At 62.9% G+C, this 18,911-nt stretch carries 19 protein-coding genes; 6 read left to right on the top strand and 13 right to left on the bottom strand.

Annotated elements, in window-relative coordinates:
• Positions 1 to 27 precede the first annotated feature (27 nt).
• From AC0J5Z_RS07920 to AC0J5Z_RS07890, 7 genes are all read right to left on the bottom strand, one after another.
• Complete coding sequence (locus AC0J5Z_RS07920; RefSeq protein ID WP_475038587.1) at positions 28 to 1,179, bottom strand: ABC transporter substrate-binding protein; 1,152 nt, start codon at positions 1,177 to 1,179, stop codon at positions 28 to 30.
• A 155-nt stretch (positions 1,180 to 1,334) separates the two neighbouring features.
• Positions 1,335 to 2,288, bottom strand: coding sequence for a homocysteine S-methyltransferase (mmuM, locus tag AC0J5Z_RS07915; RefSeq protein ID WP_475038586.1), 954 nt, complete (start codon positions 2,286 to 2,288; stop codon positions 1,335 to 1,337).
• Positions 2,289 to 2,387: 99 nt separating this feature from the next.
• A complete protein-coding gene (locus AC0J5Z_RS07910) occupies positions 2,388 to 3,791 on the bottom strand; it encodes a sulfate adenylyltransferase subunit 1 (protein WP_475038585.1) in 1,404 nt (467 codons plus the stop codon).
• Positions 3,792 to 4,835 carry a sulfate adenylyltransferase subunit CysD gene (cysD, locus tag AC0J5Z_RS07905; RefSeq protein WP_475038584.1) on the bottom strand — a complete coding sequence of 348 codons (1,044 nt, stop codon included), beginning with the start codon at positions 4,833 to 4,835 and terminating at the stop codon, positions 3,792 to 3,794. It abuts the gene before it with no gap.
• Positions 4,832 to 5,584, bottom strand: a complete 753-nt coding sequence (locus AC0J5Z_RS07900; protein WP_475038583.1) for a phosphoadenylyl-sulfate reductase — start codon at positions 5,582 to 5,584, stop codon at positions 4,832 to 4,834. Before AC0J5Z_RS07900 ends, cysD begins: the two co-directional genes overlap by 4 nt.
• Positions 5,581 to 7,323: a nitrite/sulfite reductase gene (locus AC0J5Z_RS07895; protein ID WP_475038582.1), complete on the bottom strand. Its 1,743-nt coding sequence runs from the start codon at positions 7,321 to 7,323 to the stop codon at positions 5,581 to 5,583. Before AC0J5Z_RS07895 ends, AC0J5Z_RS07900 begins: the two co-directional genes overlap by 4 nt.
• A gap of 153 nt (positions 7,324 to 7,476) precedes the next feature.
• A complete protein-coding gene (locus AC0J5Z_RS07890) occupies positions 7,477 to 8,244 on the bottom strand; it encodes a sirohydrochlorin chelatase (protein WP_475038581.1) in 768 nt (255 codons plus the stop codon).
• Here AC0J5Z_RS07890 and AC0J5Z_RS07885 point away from each other — a divergent pair, their 5' ends adjacent.
• Together AC0J5Z_RS07885 and AC0J5Z_RS07880 are read left to right on the top strand one after the other, a co-directional pair.
• Complete coding sequence (locus AC0J5Z_RS07885) at positions 8,245 to 8,916, top strand: trimeric intracellular cation channel family protein (protein ID WP_475038580.1); 672 nt, start codon at positions 8,245 to 8,247, stop codon at positions 8,914 to 8,916.
• 13 nt (positions 8,917 to 8,929) lie between these two features.
• Positions 8,930 to 9,352 (top strand): hypothetical protein, encoded by a 423-nt coding sequence (locus AC0J5Z_RS07880; protein WP_475038579.1) that lies wholly within the window; start codon positions 8,930 to 8,932, stop codon positions 9,350 to 9,352.
• Between the two features lie 135 nt (positions 9,353 to 9,487).
• Here the strand turns inward: AC0J5Z_RS07880 and AC0J5Z_RS07875 are convergent, their stop codons facing one another.
• From AC0J5Z_RS07875 to AC0J5Z_RS07855, 5 genes are all read right to left on the bottom strand, one after another.
• Positions 9,488 to 9,889 (bottom strand): endonuclease domain-containing protein, encoded by a 402-nt coding sequence (locus tag AC0J5Z_RS07875; protein WP_475038578.1) that lies wholly within the window; start codon positions 9,887 to 9,889, stop codon positions 9,488 to 9,490.
• The gene (locus AC0J5Z_RS07870) at positions 9,819 to 10,037 is read right to left on the bottom strand and encodes a hypothetical protein (protein WP_475039624.1); all 219 of its coding nucleotides are present in this window, start codon (positions 10,035 to 10,037) and stop codon (positions 9,819 to 9,821) included. Before AC0J5Z_RS07870 ends, AC0J5Z_RS07875 begins: the two co-directional genes overlap by 71 nt.
• Positions 10,038 to 10,509: 472 nt before the next feature.
• Entirely contained in the window at positions 10,510 to 11,613 is a 1,104-nt protein-coding gene (locus tag AC0J5Z_RS07865; RefSeq protein WP_475038577.1) for a polyprenyl synthetase family protein, read from the bottom strand.
• A 9-nt stretch (positions 11,614 to 11,622) separates the two neighbouring features.
• The gene (locus AC0J5Z_RS07860) at positions 11,623 to 12,966 is read right to left on the bottom strand and encodes a geranylgeranyl reductase family protein (protein ID WP_475038576.1); all 1,344 of its coding nucleotides are present in this window, start codon (positions 12,964 to 12,966) and stop codon (positions 11,623 to 11,625) included.
• Positions 12,967 to 12,994: 28 nt separating this feature from the next.
• The gene (locus AC0J5Z_RS07855) at positions 12,995 to 13,756 is read right to left on the bottom strand and encodes a demethylmenaquinone methyltransferase (RefSeq protein ID WP_475038575.1); all 762 of its coding nucleotides are present in this window, start codon (positions 13,754 to 13,756) and stop codon (positions 12,995 to 12,997) included.
• Positions 13,757 to 13,847: 91 nt separating this feature from the next.
• Between AC0J5Z_RS07855 and AC0J5Z_RS07850 the strand changes: the two genes are divergently transcribed.
• The 4 genes from AC0J5Z_RS07850 to AC0J5Z_RS07835 all read left to right on the top strand — a co-directional run bounded on the left by AC0J5Z_RS07850 (position 13,848) and on the right by AC0J5Z_RS07835 (position 17,857).
• Positions 13,848 to 15,203 carry an isochorismate synthase gene (locus tag AC0J5Z_RS07850; RefSeq protein WP_475038574.1) on the top strand — a complete coding sequence of 452 codons (1,356 nt, stop codon included), beginning with the start codon at positions 13,848 to 13,850 and terminating at the stop codon, positions 15,201 to 15,203.
• Between the two features lie 158 nt (positions 15,204 to 15,361).
• Positions 15,362 to 16,159: an ABC transporter substrate-binding protein gene (locus AC0J5Z_RS07845; RefSeq protein ID WP_475038573.1), complete on the top strand. Its 798-nt coding sequence runs from the start codon at positions 15,362 to 15,364 to the stop codon at positions 16,157 to 16,159.
• A gap of 100 nt (positions 16,160 to 16,259) precedes the next feature.
• Entirely contained in the window at positions 16,260 to 17,051 is a 792-nt protein-coding gene (locus AC0J5Z_RS07840) for an amino acid ABC transporter permease (protein ID WP_017197162.1), read from the top strand.
• A gap of 11 nt (positions 17,052 to 17,062) precedes the next feature.
• Complete coding sequence (locus tag AC0J5Z_RS07835; protein ID WP_475038572.1) at positions 17,063 to 17,857, top strand: amino acid ABC transporter ATP-binding protein; 795 nt, start codon at positions 17,063 to 17,065, stop codon at positions 17,855 to 17,857.
• A gap of 80 nt (positions 17,858 to 17,937) precedes the next feature.
• Here the strand turns inward: AC0J5Z_RS07835 and AC0J5Z_RS07830 are convergent, their stop codons facing one another.
• Complete coding sequence (locus tag AC0J5Z_RS07830) at positions 17,938 to 18,873, bottom strand: hypothetical protein (RefSeq protein WP_475038571.1); 936 nt, start codon at positions 18,871 to 18,873, stop codon at positions 17,938 to 17,940.
• Between the last annotated feature and the right edge of the window lie 38 nt (positions 18,874 to 18,911).

Genomic DNA, 18,911 nt, shown 5'->3' with positions numbered 1-18,911 from the left:
GAGGGAAGCGGACCAGCCTGTTACTGCTTAGTCCTGGCCAAGACCTGCTGCTGAGGTCTTCTTGCCTTCGACCTCGTTCAAGGTGCGGAGATCGAAGATGCCGTTGATGTCGGCCTGCTTGGTGGTGCCGGCCTTCACACCGTCTTCGAGCAGCTTGTTGTACGTCCCGGCCAGCGGGTCGGTGATGAACTTGATGTTCTGCAGAGCCCGTTCGATCACGTTCGCCGGAAGCGGCTTGCCTGCAGTGTCCTTGAGGACCGCGTTGATGGTGGTCGCCTTCTCCTCAGCCGAAGCCGCGTTGAGCCAGTTCACGGATTCCACATGGCCCTTCAGGAGTGCCTTCACAGTTTCCGGGTGCTCGGCCGCGAACTTCTTGTTCACGATCAGGATGGTGGTGGTGAAATCACCGTTCTCCCACAAATCCTTCTCATCCACCAGGACCTTGGCACCGGCTTCGAGCACCAGGCGGGAGGCCCAAGGCTCAGGCAACCACGCGCCGTCGAGCTTTCCATCCTGGAAGAGCTTCAGCGACTGGGCGTTCTCAGTGGGGTTGATGTTGACGTCACCGCTGCCATCAGTGTTGGTCTTGAAACCTTGATCGCCCAGCCAAGCGCGGAGGGCCACGTCCTGGGTTCCACCGAGCTGCGGGGAGCTGAGGATCTTGCCCTTGAGGTCCGCTGCGGAGTTGATCTCCGGGTTAACCACCAACTGCGCACCACCGGACGCTGCACCGGCGATGATGCTGATGGACTCGCCCTTGCTCTTGACGTAGGAGTTGATGGCCGGGTTCGGGCCGATGTACGTGGCGTCGATGGCGCCGGCGTTCAGGGCTTCGATCGCGGCGGGGCCGGCGTTGAAGACCTGCGTGCTGAGCTTGGTGTCACCCAGTTCCTTGGCGATCAAGCCATTGCTGGTGCCTACCAGCGCCGGGCCGTGAGTGACGTTGCTGAAGTAGCCGAGCTTGAGTTCAGCTGCAGGCGATGTGGTGGGGGCCGGTGCGGCCTGGTTGTTCTGCGACACAGCGGAAGCAACTGCGGCGCCTGCACCGATCAACAGCACAAGGCCGACGGCCAGGGCGATCTCAACAGTGCGGCGACGCTTGGGCTTGGGTGCGGTCTCACCGGCGACGATGCGGGTGGTGCCGGAATCAGGTTTCTGTGACTCGGGAGTGTTCGACATGAGGGTGGGTCCTTAGAAGATGTGGGATGCGAAGGGGGCGAAGATCAGGCCCCGTGACATCGCCCGTCGAGGGCAAGCAAGGACCATTCCGGAGAGGTCATGCCTTCACAGTAGGGACTGTCATATTTCCGCTTCAATCCCGTAGAAACCAAGGTTCACGCAGGTTCACGTGGCGTCATATTCGCCGCGAGGGCTTCAATGTCGCGCGGAGTTGTGCGGCAGCAGCCACCTATGAGGTGGGCGCCCCGGGACAGCCAATCAGCGGCGTTGCCGGCCAGGGTTCCGTTGCCCTGAACACCCTCCGATGGACCCCACGTCTTGGTCACGGCATCGTAGCTTTCACCGGAATTCGGGTAAGCCACCAGCGGCTTGTCGGAGGACTGTTGCAGAGTGCCCAGCGCGTCCGTCACCAGTTCCAGCGGCACACAATTAACCCCGACGGCGGCCACGCGCGGTTCCGCGCGCAACAGCGCAGCGACGTCCGCAAGGGGCGTTCCATCACTGATGTGGCCGCTGTCCCGCAGCGTAAACGTAAACCAGGATTCGACGTCGAACTCCGCCACGAGCGCCAAAAGCGCCTCCGCTTCGGCGAACGACGGCAGCGTCTCGCACGCCAGGAAATCCGCGCCGGCTTCCACCAGCGCCGCAATGCGCAGGCGGTGGAAGTCCCGGAATTCCGCGGCTGAAAGCGTGTAATCGCCGCGGTATTCAGAGCCATCGGCGAGGTAGGCGCCGTAGGGACCCACGGATCCGGCCACCAAAAGCGGCCCACGGACAGAACCCTCCGCCAAAGCTTCCTGGCGGGCTTCGTCGGCCAGCCGGACGCTCAACGCCACCAACTCCAACGACTCATCAACGGACAACCCGCGCCGCGCAAAACCCTGCGGGGTCGCCTGGTAGCTGGCCGTGATGGCTACGGACGCACCGGCGTCGAAGTAGTCGCGGTGGACCTGCTTGATCAGGTGCGGCTGTTCCAGCAGGACCTTGGCGGACCACAAGGCGTCTTCCAGGTCGCAGCCATGCGCCTCGAGTTCAGTGGCCAGGGCACCGTCCAGGACCAAGTCCTTGCCGGAGGCCAAGTAAGTGCTGAGCGTGGTGTTCTGTGGCATGGGTCCTTCCCAAAAAAGAAAACCGCAGCTTGTTCGAAATTCCCGCCGTACAACGTGAGGAGTCGCGAACAAGCTGCGGTTTTGTGACTACGTGTGACCCTAGATGACGTAACGTTCGTCTTCGTGGTCGCCCGGGTGGTCCTTGACCAAACCGGCGGCAAGGGTGTTGCCGTCGATGGGGTCGATCACCAGGAAGGCGCCGGTGCGGCGGTGGTGCAAGTAGTTCTCCAGCGGCAACGGAGCGGACAACCGGAGCTGCGCATGCCCGATGTCGTTGAGCTCAAGGTTGGACGCCGGCTCCACGTTGAACGTGGCCAGGTCCAGCTTGCCCGTGACATTGCGGACCAATGCCTGGACTGTGCGCGTACCGTGCTTCACCAGGACCTTCTGGCCTTCGCGGAGCGGTTTCGGCGAGAGCCAAGCCAGCGACGCATACAGATCTGCAGTGCTTTCGCGGACCGTACCGGCAGCGGCGATGGTGTCGCCGCGGGCGATGTCGATCTCGTCAGCCAGGCGAACAGCCACCGACTGCGGTGCTGCGGCCTCGTTCAACGACTGGCCGGCGAAGTCGATGCCGATCACCGTGGTGGTGCGAGGTTCGTGGCCCGGGCTGATGACACTTACTTCGTCCCCGACCTTCACGGAGCCCTCGGTGATCTGGCCGGCGTAGGCACGGTAATCGCGGTACGCCTCCACATCGAGCCCGGCAGCAACAGCGTCCGGCGCCAGGGCACCCTGCGGACGGATCACCAGCTGGACCGGGAAGCGGAAGCTCTCCAGTTCGGCCTCAAGCTCGTCAGCAGCCGGGAGGGTTTCGAGGACCTCCAGCAGTGCCGGGCCGGTGTACCACGGGGTGCGCTCGGAGCGGTCCACCACGTTGTCGCCATCAAGGGCAGACACCGGAACCACCAGCAGATCAGCCACGCCGTCGGAACCAAGTCCGAGCTCGCGGGCAACCTTCTGCACGTCCGTCTCGATGTCCCGGAACACCTGCTCGCTGAAGTCCACCAAGTCGATCTTGTTGACGGCCACGATCACGTGGGCAACACGCAGCAGCTGCAACACGGACAGGTGACGGCGGGTCTGCTCCAGCACACCCTTACGGGCGTCAATCAGTACGACGACGGCATCCGCAGTGGACGCGCCGGTCACCGTGTTCTTGGTGTACTGAACGTGGCCGGGGCAGTCCGCCAGGATGAAGCTGCGGCGGTCCGTGGCGAAATAGCGATAGGCCACATCGATGGTGATGCCTTGCTCACGCTCGGCACGCAGTCCGTCGGTCAGGAGGGCGAGGTCGATCCCGCCCTTCTCGCCGCCGAAGCCGCGGTCCGCAGAGGTGCGGGCAACGGCGTCGAGCGTGTCAGCAAGAATCGCCTTGGAATCGTGAAGGAGGCGGCCCACCAAAGTGGACTTGCCGTCGTCCACCGAGCCGGCAGTCGCGAAACGGAAGAGGGTGGTGGGCAGGGCTGTTTCCAGCCCGGCAGCCAATGTTTCGGTGCTCATTTAGAAGTAGCCGTCCTTCTTGCGGTCTTCCATGGCTGCCTCGGAGATGCGGTCATCTGCTCGGGTGGCGCCACGTTCGGTCAGGGTGGAGGCAGCGACTTCAACTACGACGTCGGCCACGGTGCGGGCATCAGATTCCACAGCACCGGTGCAGGACATGTCGCCTACCGTGCGGTAACGCACCAGCTTGGTGATGACGTCCTCGTTGGGCAGCGGCTGGGAAACTTCGCCCACAGCACGCCACATGCCGTCGCGGGCGAAAACTTCGCGCTCGTGGGCGTAGTAGAGGCCGGGGAGCTCGATGTTCTCGCGCTCGATGTAGCGCCAGATGTCCAGCTCGGTCCAGTTGCTGATGGGGAACGCGCGAACGTGCTGGCCCACCGTGTGGCGGCCGTTGTACAGGTTCCACAACTCGGGGCGCTGGTTGCGCGGATCCCACTGGCCGAACTCGTCACGGAGGCTGAGGATGCGCTCCTTGGCGCGGGCCTTGTCCTCATCGCGGCGGCCGCCGCCGAACACGGCGTCGAACTTGTTGCGCTGGATGGCGTCCAACAGCGGGACGGTCTGCAACGGGTTACGGGTGCCGTCGGCACGCTCGGCCAGCTCGCCGCGATCGATGAATTCCTGTACGGAACCGACAACGAGCTTCAGGCCGAGGCGTTCAACCGTGCGGTCGCGGAAGTCGATGACCTCCGGGAAGTTGTGGCCCGTATCCACGTGCAGGACGGGGAACGGAACCTTGCCCGGCCAGAACGCTTTGGTTGCCAGGTGCAGCATCACCACGGAGTCCTTGCCGCCGGAGAACAACAGCGCAGGCTTCTCGAACTCGGCAACAACTTCACGAATGATGTGAATAGCCTCGGACTCTAGGGTGTCCAAAGACGAAAGGCGAGTCGACTGCAGAGCCGAAGCAGCAGATGCCGCCCCGGGAGTGGCATCGGGCCTGTCGAAGCTGGACGCAATGCTGCTTGCAGCATTGCCGTCCAGCGAAGGGGCGGGGGCGGCATCTGCTGCGTAGGCGTCCGTTGTGATTTGGGTGCTCATGTGTGTAGTCCGCATTCTGTCTTGTCGGATCCTGCCCAGCGGCCGGCTCGGGGGTCTTCACCCGGGGCCACTTTGCGGGTGCAGGGCTGGCAGCCGATGGACGGGTAGCCCTGGCTCAGGAGGGGGTTGACGGGAAGGATGTTGTCCTCGGAGTACTCGATCAGCTGATCGAAGGTCCAGTCCACCATCGGGTTCACCTTGACCAGGCCGAAGCCCTCGTCCCAGGTGATCACCGGTGTGTTGGTGCGGGTGGGCCCCTCGTCGCGTCGGACACCGGTGAACCACACCTCGTAGCCGGCCAGTGAGCGGCGCAGCGGCTGGACCTTGCGGAGCGCGCAGCATTGGGCGGGGTCGCGGGCGAACAGGTCCTTGCCGAGCAGTCGGTCCTGCTGTTCCACCGTGGTTTCCGGGAGGACGTCCACCACGTTGACGCGCAGGTTCGCCGCAACTTCGTTGCGGGTCTCATACGTTTCCTTGAAGTGGTAGCCGGTTTCCAGGAACAAGACGTCGACGCCGGGGAGCTGGTCCGCGACCAAGGCCGGAAGGACGGCGTCGGCCATGGAGCAGGCGACTGTCACCGCGGGCAGCTCGAAGTTACGGGCCACCCAGGCGATGACGTCCCGGGCCGGGGCGTTCCAGCCGAGCTCGGCAGCTCCGGCCGCAGCCAGCGCTTTGAGCTCTTCGTGTGACCGAAGGGCGGGCCGTGCTGCCACACTGGCGAGGTTGGTAATGGTGACGGGATCTGTCATTGAAGATCTCCTTCATCTGCGGAGTGTGCCCACTCAGCGAAGGTCTGGCCCTCGGCGCCAACGGCGACGAACTTACGGACCACGCGCTCCACATAATCGGGCAGGTCTTCCACCGTGACCTTGAGGCCGCGGACGGTTCGTCCCAAACCGGCTTCCTCGCGCTCGTTGTTAGCCAGCCCGCCACCGAGGTGGACCTGGAAACCCGGGGTGGGGTCGCCGTCGGGCGTTGGCAGCATCATGCCCTTCAAGCCGATGTCCGCTGTCTGGATACGTGCGCAAGAGTTCGGGCAGCCGTTGATGTGGAGGGACAGTGCCGAGGGCAGCTGCTTGGTCTCCACGAGGTCGGCAAGGCGGCGCTCCAGCTCTGCGATGGCCGTTGCTGCAGTGACCTTGGTTTCAACGATTGCCAGCTTGCAGAACTCGATGCCCGTGCAGGCAATGGTTCCGCGGCGGAACACGGACGGACGGGCGGAGAGGCCCAAGGTGTCCAGCTCTGCGATGAGCGGCTCCACCTGCTCCTTGGCAACGTCCAGGATAACGAGCTTCTGGTGAGGAGTAGTGCGCAGGCGGTAGCTGCCATGCTTCTCCAGCGTGTCAGCCAGCGTGACCAGGGCCTCGCCGGATGTGCGTCCGACGGTGGGGGTGACGCCGATGAAGAACTTCCCGTCCTTCTGCTCGTGCACGCCGATGTGGTCGCCGGGAGCCGTGGGCTTGGGAGCGGCGGGGCCGTCCGGGAGCTTGAAGCCGAGGTACTCGTCTTCAAGGATTTGGCGGAACTTGGCCGGACCCCAGTCGTTCATGAGGAACTTCAGGCGGGCCTTGGTGCGCATGCGCCGGTAGCCGTAATCGCGGAAGATGCTGGTGACGCCGAGCCACACTTCAGCGGCCACGTCGGCGGAGACGAACACGCCAAGGCGTTCGGCCAAACGGGGGTTAGTGGACAAGCCGCCGCCAACCCAGAGGTCGTAGCCTGCACCGAGTTCGGGGTGGACGACGCCAACCAAGGCGAAGTCGTTGATCTCGTGCACAACGTCCTGGGACGGGTGGCCCGTGATGGCCGTCTTGTACTTGCGCGGCAGGTTGGCCAGCTCAGGGTCGCCGATGAAACGCTCGGCGAGCTCGTGGATCAGCGGCGTGGGGTCGATGATCTCGTCCTTGGCGATGCCCGCAACCGGGGAGCCGAGAATGACGCGGGGAACGTCACCGCAAGCTTCGGTGGTGGACAGTCCGATCGCCTCGAGGCGGCGCCAGATCTCCGGCACGTCCTCAACGCGGATCCAGTGCAGCTGGATGTTCTGGCGGTCCGTGAGGTCGGCCGAGCCGCGCGCGAAGTCCACGGAGATCTGGCCGATGACGCGAAGCTGTTCGGTGGTCAGCGCACCGCCGTCGATGCGGACGCGAAGCATGAAGTACTTGTCTTCGAGCTCGTGTGGTTCAAGCGTCGCGGTCTTGCCGCCGTCGATCCCTGGCTTGCGCTGGGTGTAAAGACCCCACCAGCGGAAACGGCCGTGGAGGTCGGTCCCTTCGATCGAGTCGAAGCCCTCTTTGGAGTAGACAGACTCAATGCGCTCCCGGACGTTCAGTCCGTTGTCGTCCTGCTTCCAGGTCTCGTTGGCGTTGAGGGGCGCGGTGCCGTCAACCTTCCACTGGCCGTGAGGCTTGGCGGCAGGGCGGGTGCGTGCTGGGCGCGAGGGGACTGCGGTGTCCGCGGACGCACCGGCTACAGCTGTATCTGTCATAACTCGACTGTAGGTCTGGCCAGTTTTCGCCAGCAAAGGTCCGGAAACGCGAAGTCACCTAGGGAAACATTTCGTCACGAACACGCCAGCGGCCTTGTCCGAAGGGCCTGTTTTGTGCAGGTCCGTTTGGCCCCATTTCCGCGTGAATAAAGCTTAGGAGAGCCTTTCCAACACTGCGTCGTAACGTTCCAGCGCGATCTCCGCCAACACAGGAGACGGCAGCAATGGAGCCGCAACAACGTCCGCGCCGGCCTTCGCCAGTTGGTCATGGAAATAGCCGGTAGCTAAGAGGTACGAGGCAATGAAGACCCGGCCGGTCCCACCGTCGGCGGCGAGCTCGGCACACAAGGAGGCGACGCCGTCGGGCACTGTTGGCTGGGCACTGGCGCCATAGGCGACGCGCACCTTGTTGGGCAGCAGCTCCCCAAGGAGTCGCGCCTGCTCTTCCGAGTCAACCGAGCCGTCCGGAAGTGACGATCCTGCGGCTGCCAGCAGCACGCCGTCGTTCTCGGTCAGACCGACTGCACGCAGGTGGGTGGCCAACAACTCAGCCAGCCGCCGATCCGGACCCAACGGCCTGGCGGCAACTACCTCGGGGCGGCTGTTGATGGCTTTGGGCACGTCCACCTTGATGTGGAAGCCGGTAGAGAGCAAAAGCGGTACGACGACGGCGGCAGTCCCCTCGGGCAGGCCCTCCACCACGCCGCCCAACTCGGGTTCCTGGACGTCAACGTACGCTTCAACCACGCGCAAACCGGGGCGGAGAGTTTCAATTTCAGCCATCACGCGTCGGATGGCAGCCTGGCCTTCGGCGTTGCGGGTTCCGTGGGCGCACGCGATCAAAACGGGGCTGTTCATGGGAGCTAGCGTAACGTTGAGCCCGCATCTGTTGTGAAGCACGTTAAGAAAGAACCAGTCCACTTGATTTCCTTTGACATTGTTCTTCTTTGGCTTGACCTCATCGGCGTGTTCTTTTTTGCTGTGTCGGGCTCGTTGTTGGCCGCCCGGAAGCAGTTCGACTTTGTTGGGTCGGTGCTGCTCGCTTCCATCGCGGCGCTGGGCGGTGGGGTGATCCGCGACATCGTGATCAACGCCGGCCCCCCGATCGCCTTCACGAATCCTGCCTATCTGGCCCCGCCCGTGCTGGCTGCCTTGCTGGTTTACTACCTTTTCTCGTCAGTGCAGCGTTTCACGTCCCTTTTGACGCTGTTCGACGCCGGCGGATTGGCGTTGTTTTGCATTACCGGCACCCTGAAGGCCATCAGTGCGGGCATGAACCCGGTGGCTGCGATCCTCCTGGGAGTCACCACGGGAGTGGGCGGCGGCCTGCTCCGTGACATCACCGCCAACGAAATCCCAACCCTGTTCAACAACCGCGACATCTACGCGCTGCCTGCCTTCGTGGGTGCCGGTTTGACCACGTTGATGTGGCACCTTGGCCTGTTCAGCGGGCTTACGGCCTGTGTCATTGCCGGTGTTGTTTTCACTTTCCGGGTAACCGCCTGGCGCCGCGGCTGGTACGTGCCCCTGGCTGTGCGTGGTTGGCATCGCGCAGGCACCGCTGGTGGCGCAATTTCCGGTGCCCGGGATTAGCTAGGATAAGAGCATGACTGACATGCTCCTCGAGAAGTTCCGTGCGCTGGTCCCAAAGTATCTCGAGGATGAATGGCAGGAAGAAGACGGCCTCACGCCCGAGGAACTGGACGACGCCCTCGCCGATCACTCCTTCACCATCCCGCTGGTTCTGCGGGAGTTCTACCTCGCAATCGGCGGTTGCGAGGACCTCATGGAGGCCTACCACTACTTCTGGGACCCCGAGGAACTCGAAGTAGATGACGAAGGCTTCCTCATGTTCCTTGAGGACGAGGACGAACAATTCACCTGGGGCTTCCGCACCGCCGACCTCAGCATCCCGGACCCCATCGTCTGGCGCCGCAACAACGCCCGCGGCCAGTGGAAGAGCGAAGAAGGTACGTTCTCCGAGTTCGTGTTCGACATGTTCGAGTGGGCATTCAACGACGAAGACTAACTTCCAGGTTTCGAGCAGCCCCTTTTCTGACCGTTCTGGTTGTTTTGGTTTTGGGGCCTGTGCGGCCACCACCCACTTTGATTCTTGAACTGCCCTGACACGCCGCTTCGGGGGTGTGTTGCCAGAAAGTTGGGGTCAAAGTAGGTGGTAGCGGTACCACCGAAATGGGAACTCACGACGGCGGTACCACCCAGGCGCGTACCTCGCCGGCGCGTAGCGGCCAACTTCCCTATTGCGCAGGACTGCCATGACTTCGGCGACCATCCTCTCTGGGTGATGAACGACGTCGACGTAGTAGTAATGAAGGGTCAATAGGCCTCTGCGCATGGCTGCGTTGTTCCTATACTGATCCTTCTTGACCTGTTTTCCCTCAAGGTGCGTGCCGCCGTCGAGTTCAACGATCAGGCATTCGTTAAGCAAGCAGTCCACCTCCCCTACGCCCGGGACGTCCACGTGCACCTGGACCTTAAGACCTGCCCTGGTGAAGTGGGTGTGCGCGAGTACTTCCAGGAGTGAGTCGGCCCGAGGCAAAACCAAGTCCAGGGTTTCCCGAACCGTCGGCTCGAAAGGCGGCAACGACGTCGGGGTCTGATTCCCGGGACGTGTAGACGCCGCGATGAAGGCGATTGACTACCCCGTCCCTCACCGCGTTTGCGAGCACGCGGCGAGTAAAGCCGGCAGTCATCAGGGTGGACGTGGTCGCTGCTCCGCGCCGGCTTCGGAGGAAATTGTCGATGTCCATGTAGCCATGCTGAGTTCGGCAGGGACCCTGAGATGGCCGCAAAGTCCGGCGGGTCCCTCTCTTCCAAAATTCAAAGTTGGTGGTGGAGGATCGGCGCTTGGCTGTAAATCGCGCTGCGGGAACGCGAAAACCATTGACGCAAGGAGTTGCATATATGACAGGATTGTCATAAGCTTTTCACGGATCCACTAAATGCCTCCGGTGGGTCTGATGCGAACGGAGATTGTGGTCCCGGTTCGGTGCAGCGTATGACTCGTAACGTTGCAGCGAGCCGGGGCCATTCCGTTTTTCCGGGAGACTAAAAGTTTGGGCGCGTACGGCCACCACGGCTGAGGGCACAAGGCGTGGGGAAACAAAAAGCAGGCGCCCGGCCTATGAAAGTCCGGACGCCCGCCAACCCAAAGAGAAGGAAACGCTAGCTGCTGCGGTCCACCACTGCGTGGGCGAAGTTGGTCAGCGACGCCTTAACCACACCTTCAGGCAGCGGGGCCAAGGCGGCGATGGCTTCCGAGGACCACTGACGGGCAATCTTCCAGGACTCCTCGGTGACGGGGTGCTCGCGCAGACCGGCAACAACCTCAGCCAGAGCCGAGTCGGAGGACAAGTCGCCGTCCACCAGTTCCAGGAGTGCACTGGCCGAGGCATCGCCCGCAGCAGCATCACGGCGAAGCAGCAGGACAGGCAGGGTGGGAACACCTTCGCGGAGGTCGGTGCCCGGGGACTTGCCGGACTTGACCTTCACACCGGTGACATCGATGACGTCGTCGGCGAGCTGGAAAGCGACGCCAACCTTCTCGCCGTATTCCACCAGCAAGTCCTCGTACGATTCGTCGGCGCCGGCAAAGATCGCACCCAGCTGGCCGGAAGCTGCCACCAGCGAGCCGGTCTTGTCAGCAATGACGGACAGGTAGTGCTCCACGGGATCCTCGTCCTCACGCGGTCCTACTGTTTCGTGGAGCTGGCCGAGGCACAAGCGCTCAAAGGTTCGAGCCTGAATACCCAGTGCACGCGAGCCGAGTTCGGACACCAAGATGGAGGCGCGGGCGAAGATGAGGTCGCCGGTAAGGATGGCCACCGAGTTTCCCCATACTTCATGGGCAGTGGGGGCACCGCGGCGGAAGGGAGCGGAGTCCATTACGTCGTCGTGATACAGCGTGGCGAGGTGCGTCAGTTCCACCACAACAGCGGCCTGGACAACCTCGGGACGTGAAGCATCACCGAGGTGGGCACACAGCAGAGTGAGCAGCGGACGGATGCGCTTGCCGCCGGCTTCCACCAGGTGGCGCGACGTCGCGTCAGCCAATGGGTCCGAGTTGGAGATGGCTTCGCGAAGCTTCTTCTCCACCCGGGCGAGGTTGGTGGTGATGGCAGGGCCGAGCTCGGGATCGCCCGCAATGGCGGCGAATCCGGCGGGCAGCTGGAGTCCCGTTGCGATCGCAGTGGTGTTGGGAGCAGGCTCAACAGTCTGCGGCAAGCCGTGCCCGGCATGCGTCCAGCTGTGTTCGGCAGAGTTCGTCACGGGTTAACCCTAACTAGTTGTTGCGGAAACCGCGGAGTCGGTGCCTGCCGGCGTAAGGGCGCTGGCAGGGGAAGTGTTGGAGGTGGCCGGAACCAGCATCTCGAGGACCCGGATCACGCGGTCCTCGAAACCCTTGGCGGACGGATCCGTGAGGTTCGCAAGCATTCGAACCACAAAGCGCATGAGCACAGGAATTGGCATGCCCGTGCGCAGCGCAAGCTTCATCACGGCAGGCTTTCCAATCAAGGAAGCAAACATCCGGCCCAGTGTGAAGTGCGATCCCCACTGGTCCCGCACATAGTCCGCATACCGCGAAAGGTGGGCATCGGCGTCGTGAGTGGACCAACCGGCAGAAGCCGAGCGCGAAGAAGCGTCAATCAAGAACTCTGCCGCGAACCGGGCCGATTCCATCGCGTAGGAAATGCCCTCGCCGTTGAACGGGGACACCATTCCACCGGCGTCGCCCAGCAGGAGCAGCCCGGGCGAGTAGTGCGGCGTGCGGTTGAAGCCCATGGGCAGCGCGGCGCCGCGGATCTCCCCCACCTGGTTTTCGGGCGTGAAGCCCCAATCGGAGGGCATGCCGGCGGTCCATTCGCGGAGAACCTGCTTGTAGTCGAGCTTGCCGAATTCCTTGGAGGAGTTCAGGATGCCGAGGCCAACGTTGGACGTGCCGTCGCCGACACCGAACACCCAGCCGTAGCCGGGTAACGGTTTGCCGGACTTGCCGGGGAGTTCCAGCCAGCCTTCCATCCAGTCGTCGTCGTGCCTGGGCGAGGTGAAGTACGTGCGCACCGCGACGCCCAGTGGACGGTCGTCCCGCTTGTGCAGACCCAGCGACACCGCGGTTCGCGTCGAGTTTCCGTCCGCGGCGAGTACGACGTCGGCGTGGAAGTCGCGCGTTTCGCCCGTCTTGCGTCCGGACTCGTCCAGGATGGAAGCCCGGGCGCCGATCACGCGGCCATCTTCCGCCGTCAACGCGGAGGTAACGCTGTGGCGTTCAAGCACGACGGCGCCCGCGGACTGTGCGTGACGGGCCAGGTCCTCGTCGAACCCTAGGCGGGTCCGGATCAGGCCGTACGTGGGAAAGTCAGCTACCTCGGGCCAAGGAAGTTCAATGGTGCGACCACCGGCAATGAGGCGGAGGCCCTTGTTCCGGCGCCACCCCTCCTCAACAGCGTGAGGCAGTCCGAGCTTCTGAATTTCGCGGACAGCGCGCGGAGTCAGGCCATCGCCGCACACCTTTTCACGGGGAAAGGAAGTCTTTTCCAGCACCGTGACATCGATGCCCTGCTGGGCGAGGTAATACGCGGCGGTGGACCCCGCCGGGCCCGCGCCAACAATCAGTACTTTCACGTCGTCCTAAATAAGCAGGCAGTGCTTGTTAGCCGGCCTGGTGGCGCGGCTTGATCTGGCGGCGAAGCTTGGCCACGGGAACACTTTCGCGGTGCTCTGCGGGCTTCTGCGCGCGGTGCACGGCAACGATGCCGCCGCTGAGGTTGCGGTACGTGATGTCCGTCCAGCCGGCATCACTGAGCCACTGGGCCAAGTGGTCCTGGTCCGGCCAGGCGCGAATGGACTCGGCGAGGTACACATAGGCGTCCGGGTTGGACGAGACCTTGGTGGCGATGGCCGGGAGCGCACGCATCAGGTACTCGGTGTAGAGGTTGCGCCACAGCGGGACCACGGGGTGGGAGAACTCGGCAATGACCAGCCGACCGCCCGGTTTGGTGACACGCAGCATTTCCTCGAGTGCCTTGCGGGGCTCCACGACGTTGCGAAGGCCGAAAGAAATGGTGGAAGCATCAAAGCTGTCATCAGCGAACGGCAAGTTGGTGGCGTCACCGGCAATGAAGTCGATGTCCGGGCGGCGGCGCTTGCCCACTTTGAGCATGCCGAGGGAAAAGTCACAGGCCACTACGTCCACGCCCGCGTCGGCATAGGGTTCGCTGGAAGTTCCCGTTCCGGCGGCGAGGTCCAGGACCTTCTGGCCTACCTTCACATCCATGGCATCAACCACGATCCGACGCCAACGCCGTGTCTGCCCCATGGACAGGACATCATTCACGACGTCATATTTGGGGGCGACATCATCAAACATCGTCGCAACTTCGTCCGGACGCTTTTCCAAGGATGCTCGGTTCACCCTGTAATTGTCGCAGACATTCAACCGACTTTGCTGCGCTGTAGAAGTCGGCTCAGATTCTGGTTCCGGGCGGGAGTACTGTTGTTCCATCATGACGAGCACGCTCCGTACCTTGACAGTCCCCCTCGATGTTGAATCATCCCCCGGGGGGCTGCCGTCGTTTCTGGTGCGGGACGACGTCCTCTGCTGGTCCCGCCGCGAGGCCGGCCTGGTGGGCTACGGCGAGCTGACCCGCTTCAACGCCACCGGCCCCGAGCGTTTCCTCGAGGCCGACATCTGGTGGCGGCACCTCATACTCGAGGCGGAAATCACGGATCACGTGGAGGTCCCGGGCACTGGTCCGGTGGCTTTCGGCTCGTTTGCCTTCTCCAAGACCTCCCCGCACATCTCGCGCTTAATCCTTCCCGAACTGGTGGTTGGCATCCGCGATGGCCGCGCGTGGGCCACGCAGTTAACGTTCGACGACGGCCCCCTCACCGAGGCAGACGTCCTTGCTTCCGTGGACCGCTGGCTTACAGAACCGGAGCCGAATGGCGAGGATTCAGCGACCGGAGGGCCCGACGTCGGACTCTCACCGGAGATTGTTGCGGCGGACGGTTCCGCTGGCCACCTCAGCCGCGGTTCCCTGAGCGAGGCCGCTTGGATGCAGGCCGTTGCCAATGGCGTGGAGGAGATCCGCGCCGGGAAGCTGGAGAAGCTGGTGTTGGCGCGCGACGTCGTCGCTACCCTTCCGGAGGGCGTCAACGCAGCGGAGGTGCTTCGGCAGCTCGCCGCAAGGTACCGCGAATGCTGGACGTACGGTGTGGACGGGCTCGTGGGCGCGACGCCGGAGATGCTGATTCAGGTGGAGGGCCGCACTGCACAGGCCCGCGTGCTGGCAGGAACCTTGGATCGCCGCGATGCCGACGGCATGGACGGCTCCCCCATGGAATACGCGGAACGGGTTTTGGCCGGTTCGGAAAAGCAGCGGCACGAGCACGAGATCGCCATTGATTCACTGACGCGGCAACTGGCTCCTTTCTCCGAAGCGATGAATTCCCATAGCGAGCCGTTCATTCTGGAGCTGCCCAATGTGTGGCACTTGGCCTCGGATGTGAAGGCTGAGCTGGCGGATATCGAGGGACACGTTCCTACTTGCCTGGCGCTGATCAACGCTTTGCATCCCACAGCGGCAGTCTGCGGGACGCCCACGCTGATAGCTGGTGCGCTGATCCGCAAACTCGAACATTTGGACCGCGGCCCGTACGCCGGACCGGTGGGTTGGCTTGATGCCGCCGGCAATGGTGAATGGGGTATCGCGCTCCGCGGGGCAGTCATCGAAGACGCCAACACGGTGCGCCTCTACGCGGGCTGCGGCATCGTTGAAGGTTCCCAGCCGGAAGCCGAACTGGCCGAAACGTGGGCCAAGTTCCGGCCAATGCTGGAAGCACTGGGCATCAAGCGCTGAATCTGGGATAGCAGACTGAGACGCGGCTGACGGGGTTGATAAGTGCGTAAACTTGTTATCCAATAGTGAAACTTCGTTTCCTGTGATGCACATCTCACGTTCGGCGCTACACTAAAACCGACTCAGTTCAGCATCCACCGCAACAAAAGGTAAACAACATGCAGATCTCCCGTTCGGTTCTGTCCGGCACCAAGATTGCCGCCGTGCTCGCAGCCGGCGCACTGGCCCTGACCGCCTGTGGCGGTTCCTCCACCCCGGCTGCCACGGATGCCTCGGGCCTCAAGCTCATCAACGCCGGCAAGCTCACGGTGTGCTCGGACGTTCCTTACGAGCCCTTCGAATTCCAGAAGGACGGCAAGATCGTCGGCTTCGACATGGACATCGCCGCCGAGCTCGCCAAGGACGTCAAGGCCGAGCTGAACGTGGTGGACAGCTCCTTCGAAGCCATCGAGACCGGCACCGCACTGACCGGTTGCGACGTCTCCATCTCCTCGATCTCCATCACGGACGTCCGCAAGAACGTCATGGACTTCTCCACTCCGTACCTGGACGACGACCTGACCCTCGTGGCCACGACCGCCTCCGGCATCACCAACCTCGATGGCGCCAAGGGCAAGAAGGTGGGTGTCCAGCAGGCCACCACCGGCGCCCAGTACGCCAAGGACAAGGGAATTGACGCCCAGCAGTTCGAGGACTCCGGCCTCCTGGTCCAGGCCCTCAAGGCCGGCACCATCGACGCCGCCGTCGGCAACCAGTCCGTCCTCGGCTACGCCATCAAGGACGATTCCAACCTCAAGCGCGTTGAAGACTACGCAACGGGCGAGAAGCTGGGCATCTCCATCAAGAAGGGCAACGCCGCCATGACGGATGCCGTGAACGCCACGCTCAAGCGCATCACCGACGACGGCACCCTGAAGAAGTTCGAGACCACCTGGTTCGGCGAAGCCACCAAGTAGTCCGAGCCCCGGCTCCCCGAGATCCACGCAGGCGGGCCCCGAAGCGATCTGTTCAGGTCCTTTCGGGGCCCCACCTGCGCAACATGAATGTGAGAACCCCATGGCAATGACTGCACGTCAACGAGCCAAAGTCAGTTTGTACGTCCAGGCCGGAATCTTTGTTGTGGCCGTGGCCGCCGTGATTATTGCCGTGGACTGGAAGACGGTAGGCACCAGCGTCTTCAACTTCGCCAAGATCGGCCCGATGTTCCCGGATATCTTCCTGGTGGGCCTCAAAAACACCCTTATCTACACCGCCCTCGGCTTTATTGTGGGCTTGTCCGGCGGCCTCTTGCTCGCCCTGATGAAGCTCTCTTCCTTCCCGCTGTACCGCTGGCTCGCCACCGGCTACATCGAGTTCTTCCGCGGCGTTCCAGCCCTGCTGGTCTTCATCGCGTTCGGCTACGGCGTTCCTTTGGCTTTCGGAATCCAGTGGGACGTCAACATCATCGTGATGGTGTCGCTGGGTATGGTTGCCGCCGCGTACATTGCTGAAACCCTCCGTGCAGGCCTTCAGGCTGTGCCCAAGGGCCAGATGGAAGCCGCCCGCTCGCTGGGCATGCCGCACTGGCGGGCCATGGTGTCCATCGTTATCCCCCAGGCTTTCAAGATTGTCCTGCCGCCGTTGACCAACGAGATCATCCTGCTCACCAAGGACTCCTCGCTGATTTACGTCCTGGGCCTCACCGCGTCCCAGTACGAGCTCACCAAGTTTGGCCGCGACGGCATCTCCAGCCTTGGCGCCGGCCTCACGCCACTCCTCGTGGCCGGTGCCTTCTATCTGGTCATCACCATCCCTTTGAGCCTCCTGGCACGGAAGTTCGAAAGCCGCTCCGCGCGGACTAAGCGATAGGCAGGACAGTCATGAATAACTCCAATGGGAGCACGGCAACCGTTCGCGCCGCTGGCGTAAACATCAAGGACCTGCGCAAGTCCTACGGCAGCAACGAAGTCCTCAAGGGCATCTCGCTGACGGTGGAACCGGGCCAGGTGGTTTGCCTGATCGGGCCTTCGGGTTCGGGCAAGTCCACCCTCCTTCGCTGCGTCAATCTGCTCGAGCAGCCGAACGCGGGCACCATCAACGTGGGCGAGTTCGAGGCCACCGACCCCGACGTAGACCTCAACCGGATGCGCCAGAGCGTTGGGATGGTGTTCCAGCACTTCAACCTCTTCCCGCACCTCAGCGTCCTGGACAACTGCACCATCTCCCAGATGAAGGTCCTCAAGCGGTCCAAGTCGGAGGCCGGCGACGTAGCGCGCCGCAACCTCGAACGTGTTGGCCTTGGACACCTGGCAGACCGATTCCCGGATCAGCTCTCCGGTGGCCAGCAGCAACGCGTCGCTATTGCGCGTGCGCTGTCCATGGACCCGCAGCTCATGCTCTTCGATGAGCCCACGTCCGCGCTCGACCCCGAAACCGTGGGCGACGTCCTGGCTGTCATGCGCAAGCTGGCCCAGGAAGGCATGACCATGCTGGTGGTCACTCACGAAATGGGCTTCGCCCGGGAAGTGGCCGACCGCGTGGTCTTCATGGACGCCGGCGTTGTGGTGGAAGAAGGACCGGCGGAGAACGTCATCAGCGCCCCCACCCAGCCGCGCACCAAGGAATTCCTGCGCCGCGTCCTCGACCCAACGCACATTGGCGTCGAGGAAGACTGACGCCACGCATATTTGTTCGCGCCACTGAAAGGGGAGGGTGACACCTATATTTGGGTGTCACCCTCCCACTTCCGTGTCACCTACGAATTTGGGTGGCCTAGAGAAGCACGACGCCGGCGCGGAACCCCCGCTGCCTCAAGCTCACGTACCAGTTTGCCCACGGTCAGATCGCTCCACACCAACCGGAACACACTTCTGCCTGTGGCACGTATGGCGTCTTCGCGATTCTTCTCCTCGATCACAACTTGGGAAGGCGTACGTCCCTTCAGGTACTCCGGCTTCATATACTTTTCGCGGCCATCGAATTCTCCCACCACCCTGACGTCCTTCCAGTAGTAGTCCGTGTAGACGACCCCTACTTTTGTTCGAACTTCATACTGCAACTCGGGAGCAGCGAAACCGGCGAGATGCATGAGACCCCTGCAGTAGGACTCCCCCGGCGAACCCGAATTTTTGACAGCGAACTGAACAACCGCTGCCACGCGCTTGGCGGCGGCCTTCGAATACCGGGCATCAATCGCATTCAACAGCTCATCCCTCGTTACTGGTTTGCGATGACGACCAAGGGATAGAAGGAAGTCCATGGGAACAACAGCCTCGGCAAATGGCACGGAGGCCGCGATGTCCAGCGCCGTCCTGACCCGACTGGTCACCAGGAAGCCGTTCGTTTCCTGGGCTTCCTGGTGACCATCGCTGACATAGTGCCGTCGAACACCTGCCCGGGATCTTCCGCCGCCAGCGTACGAAGTGAGCGCATGGATAGGCTGACGTCCGAGAATGGTCGGAATCCCGTGGATCGATGCCGCCGAGTGATGCGAGAACACAGTGGCCGACGTGAATGTCTCCGCAGCAGCTTCGACCTTGAGGGCATACCTGTCCCATCTCTCCAAGGCCGCCCACTTTTGTGCGTCCGCGTACACTCCATGCCGGATCCTCACGAGCTTCCCGGCCTTGGCTGCTTCTGACAACTTCCGGGAATCTCCGCCGATGAGTGATAAGTCCTTGGCGAGAATCAATTGGGTAGCCTCCGCATGGAACCAGTCTTGGGCTGTGC

The organism is Paenarthrobacter sp. TRD_SC_7, from assembly GCF_056156245.1.
The sequence above is the reverse complement of the archived record's forward strand: the minus strand, read 5'-3'. Positions and strand labels throughout refer to the sequence as shown.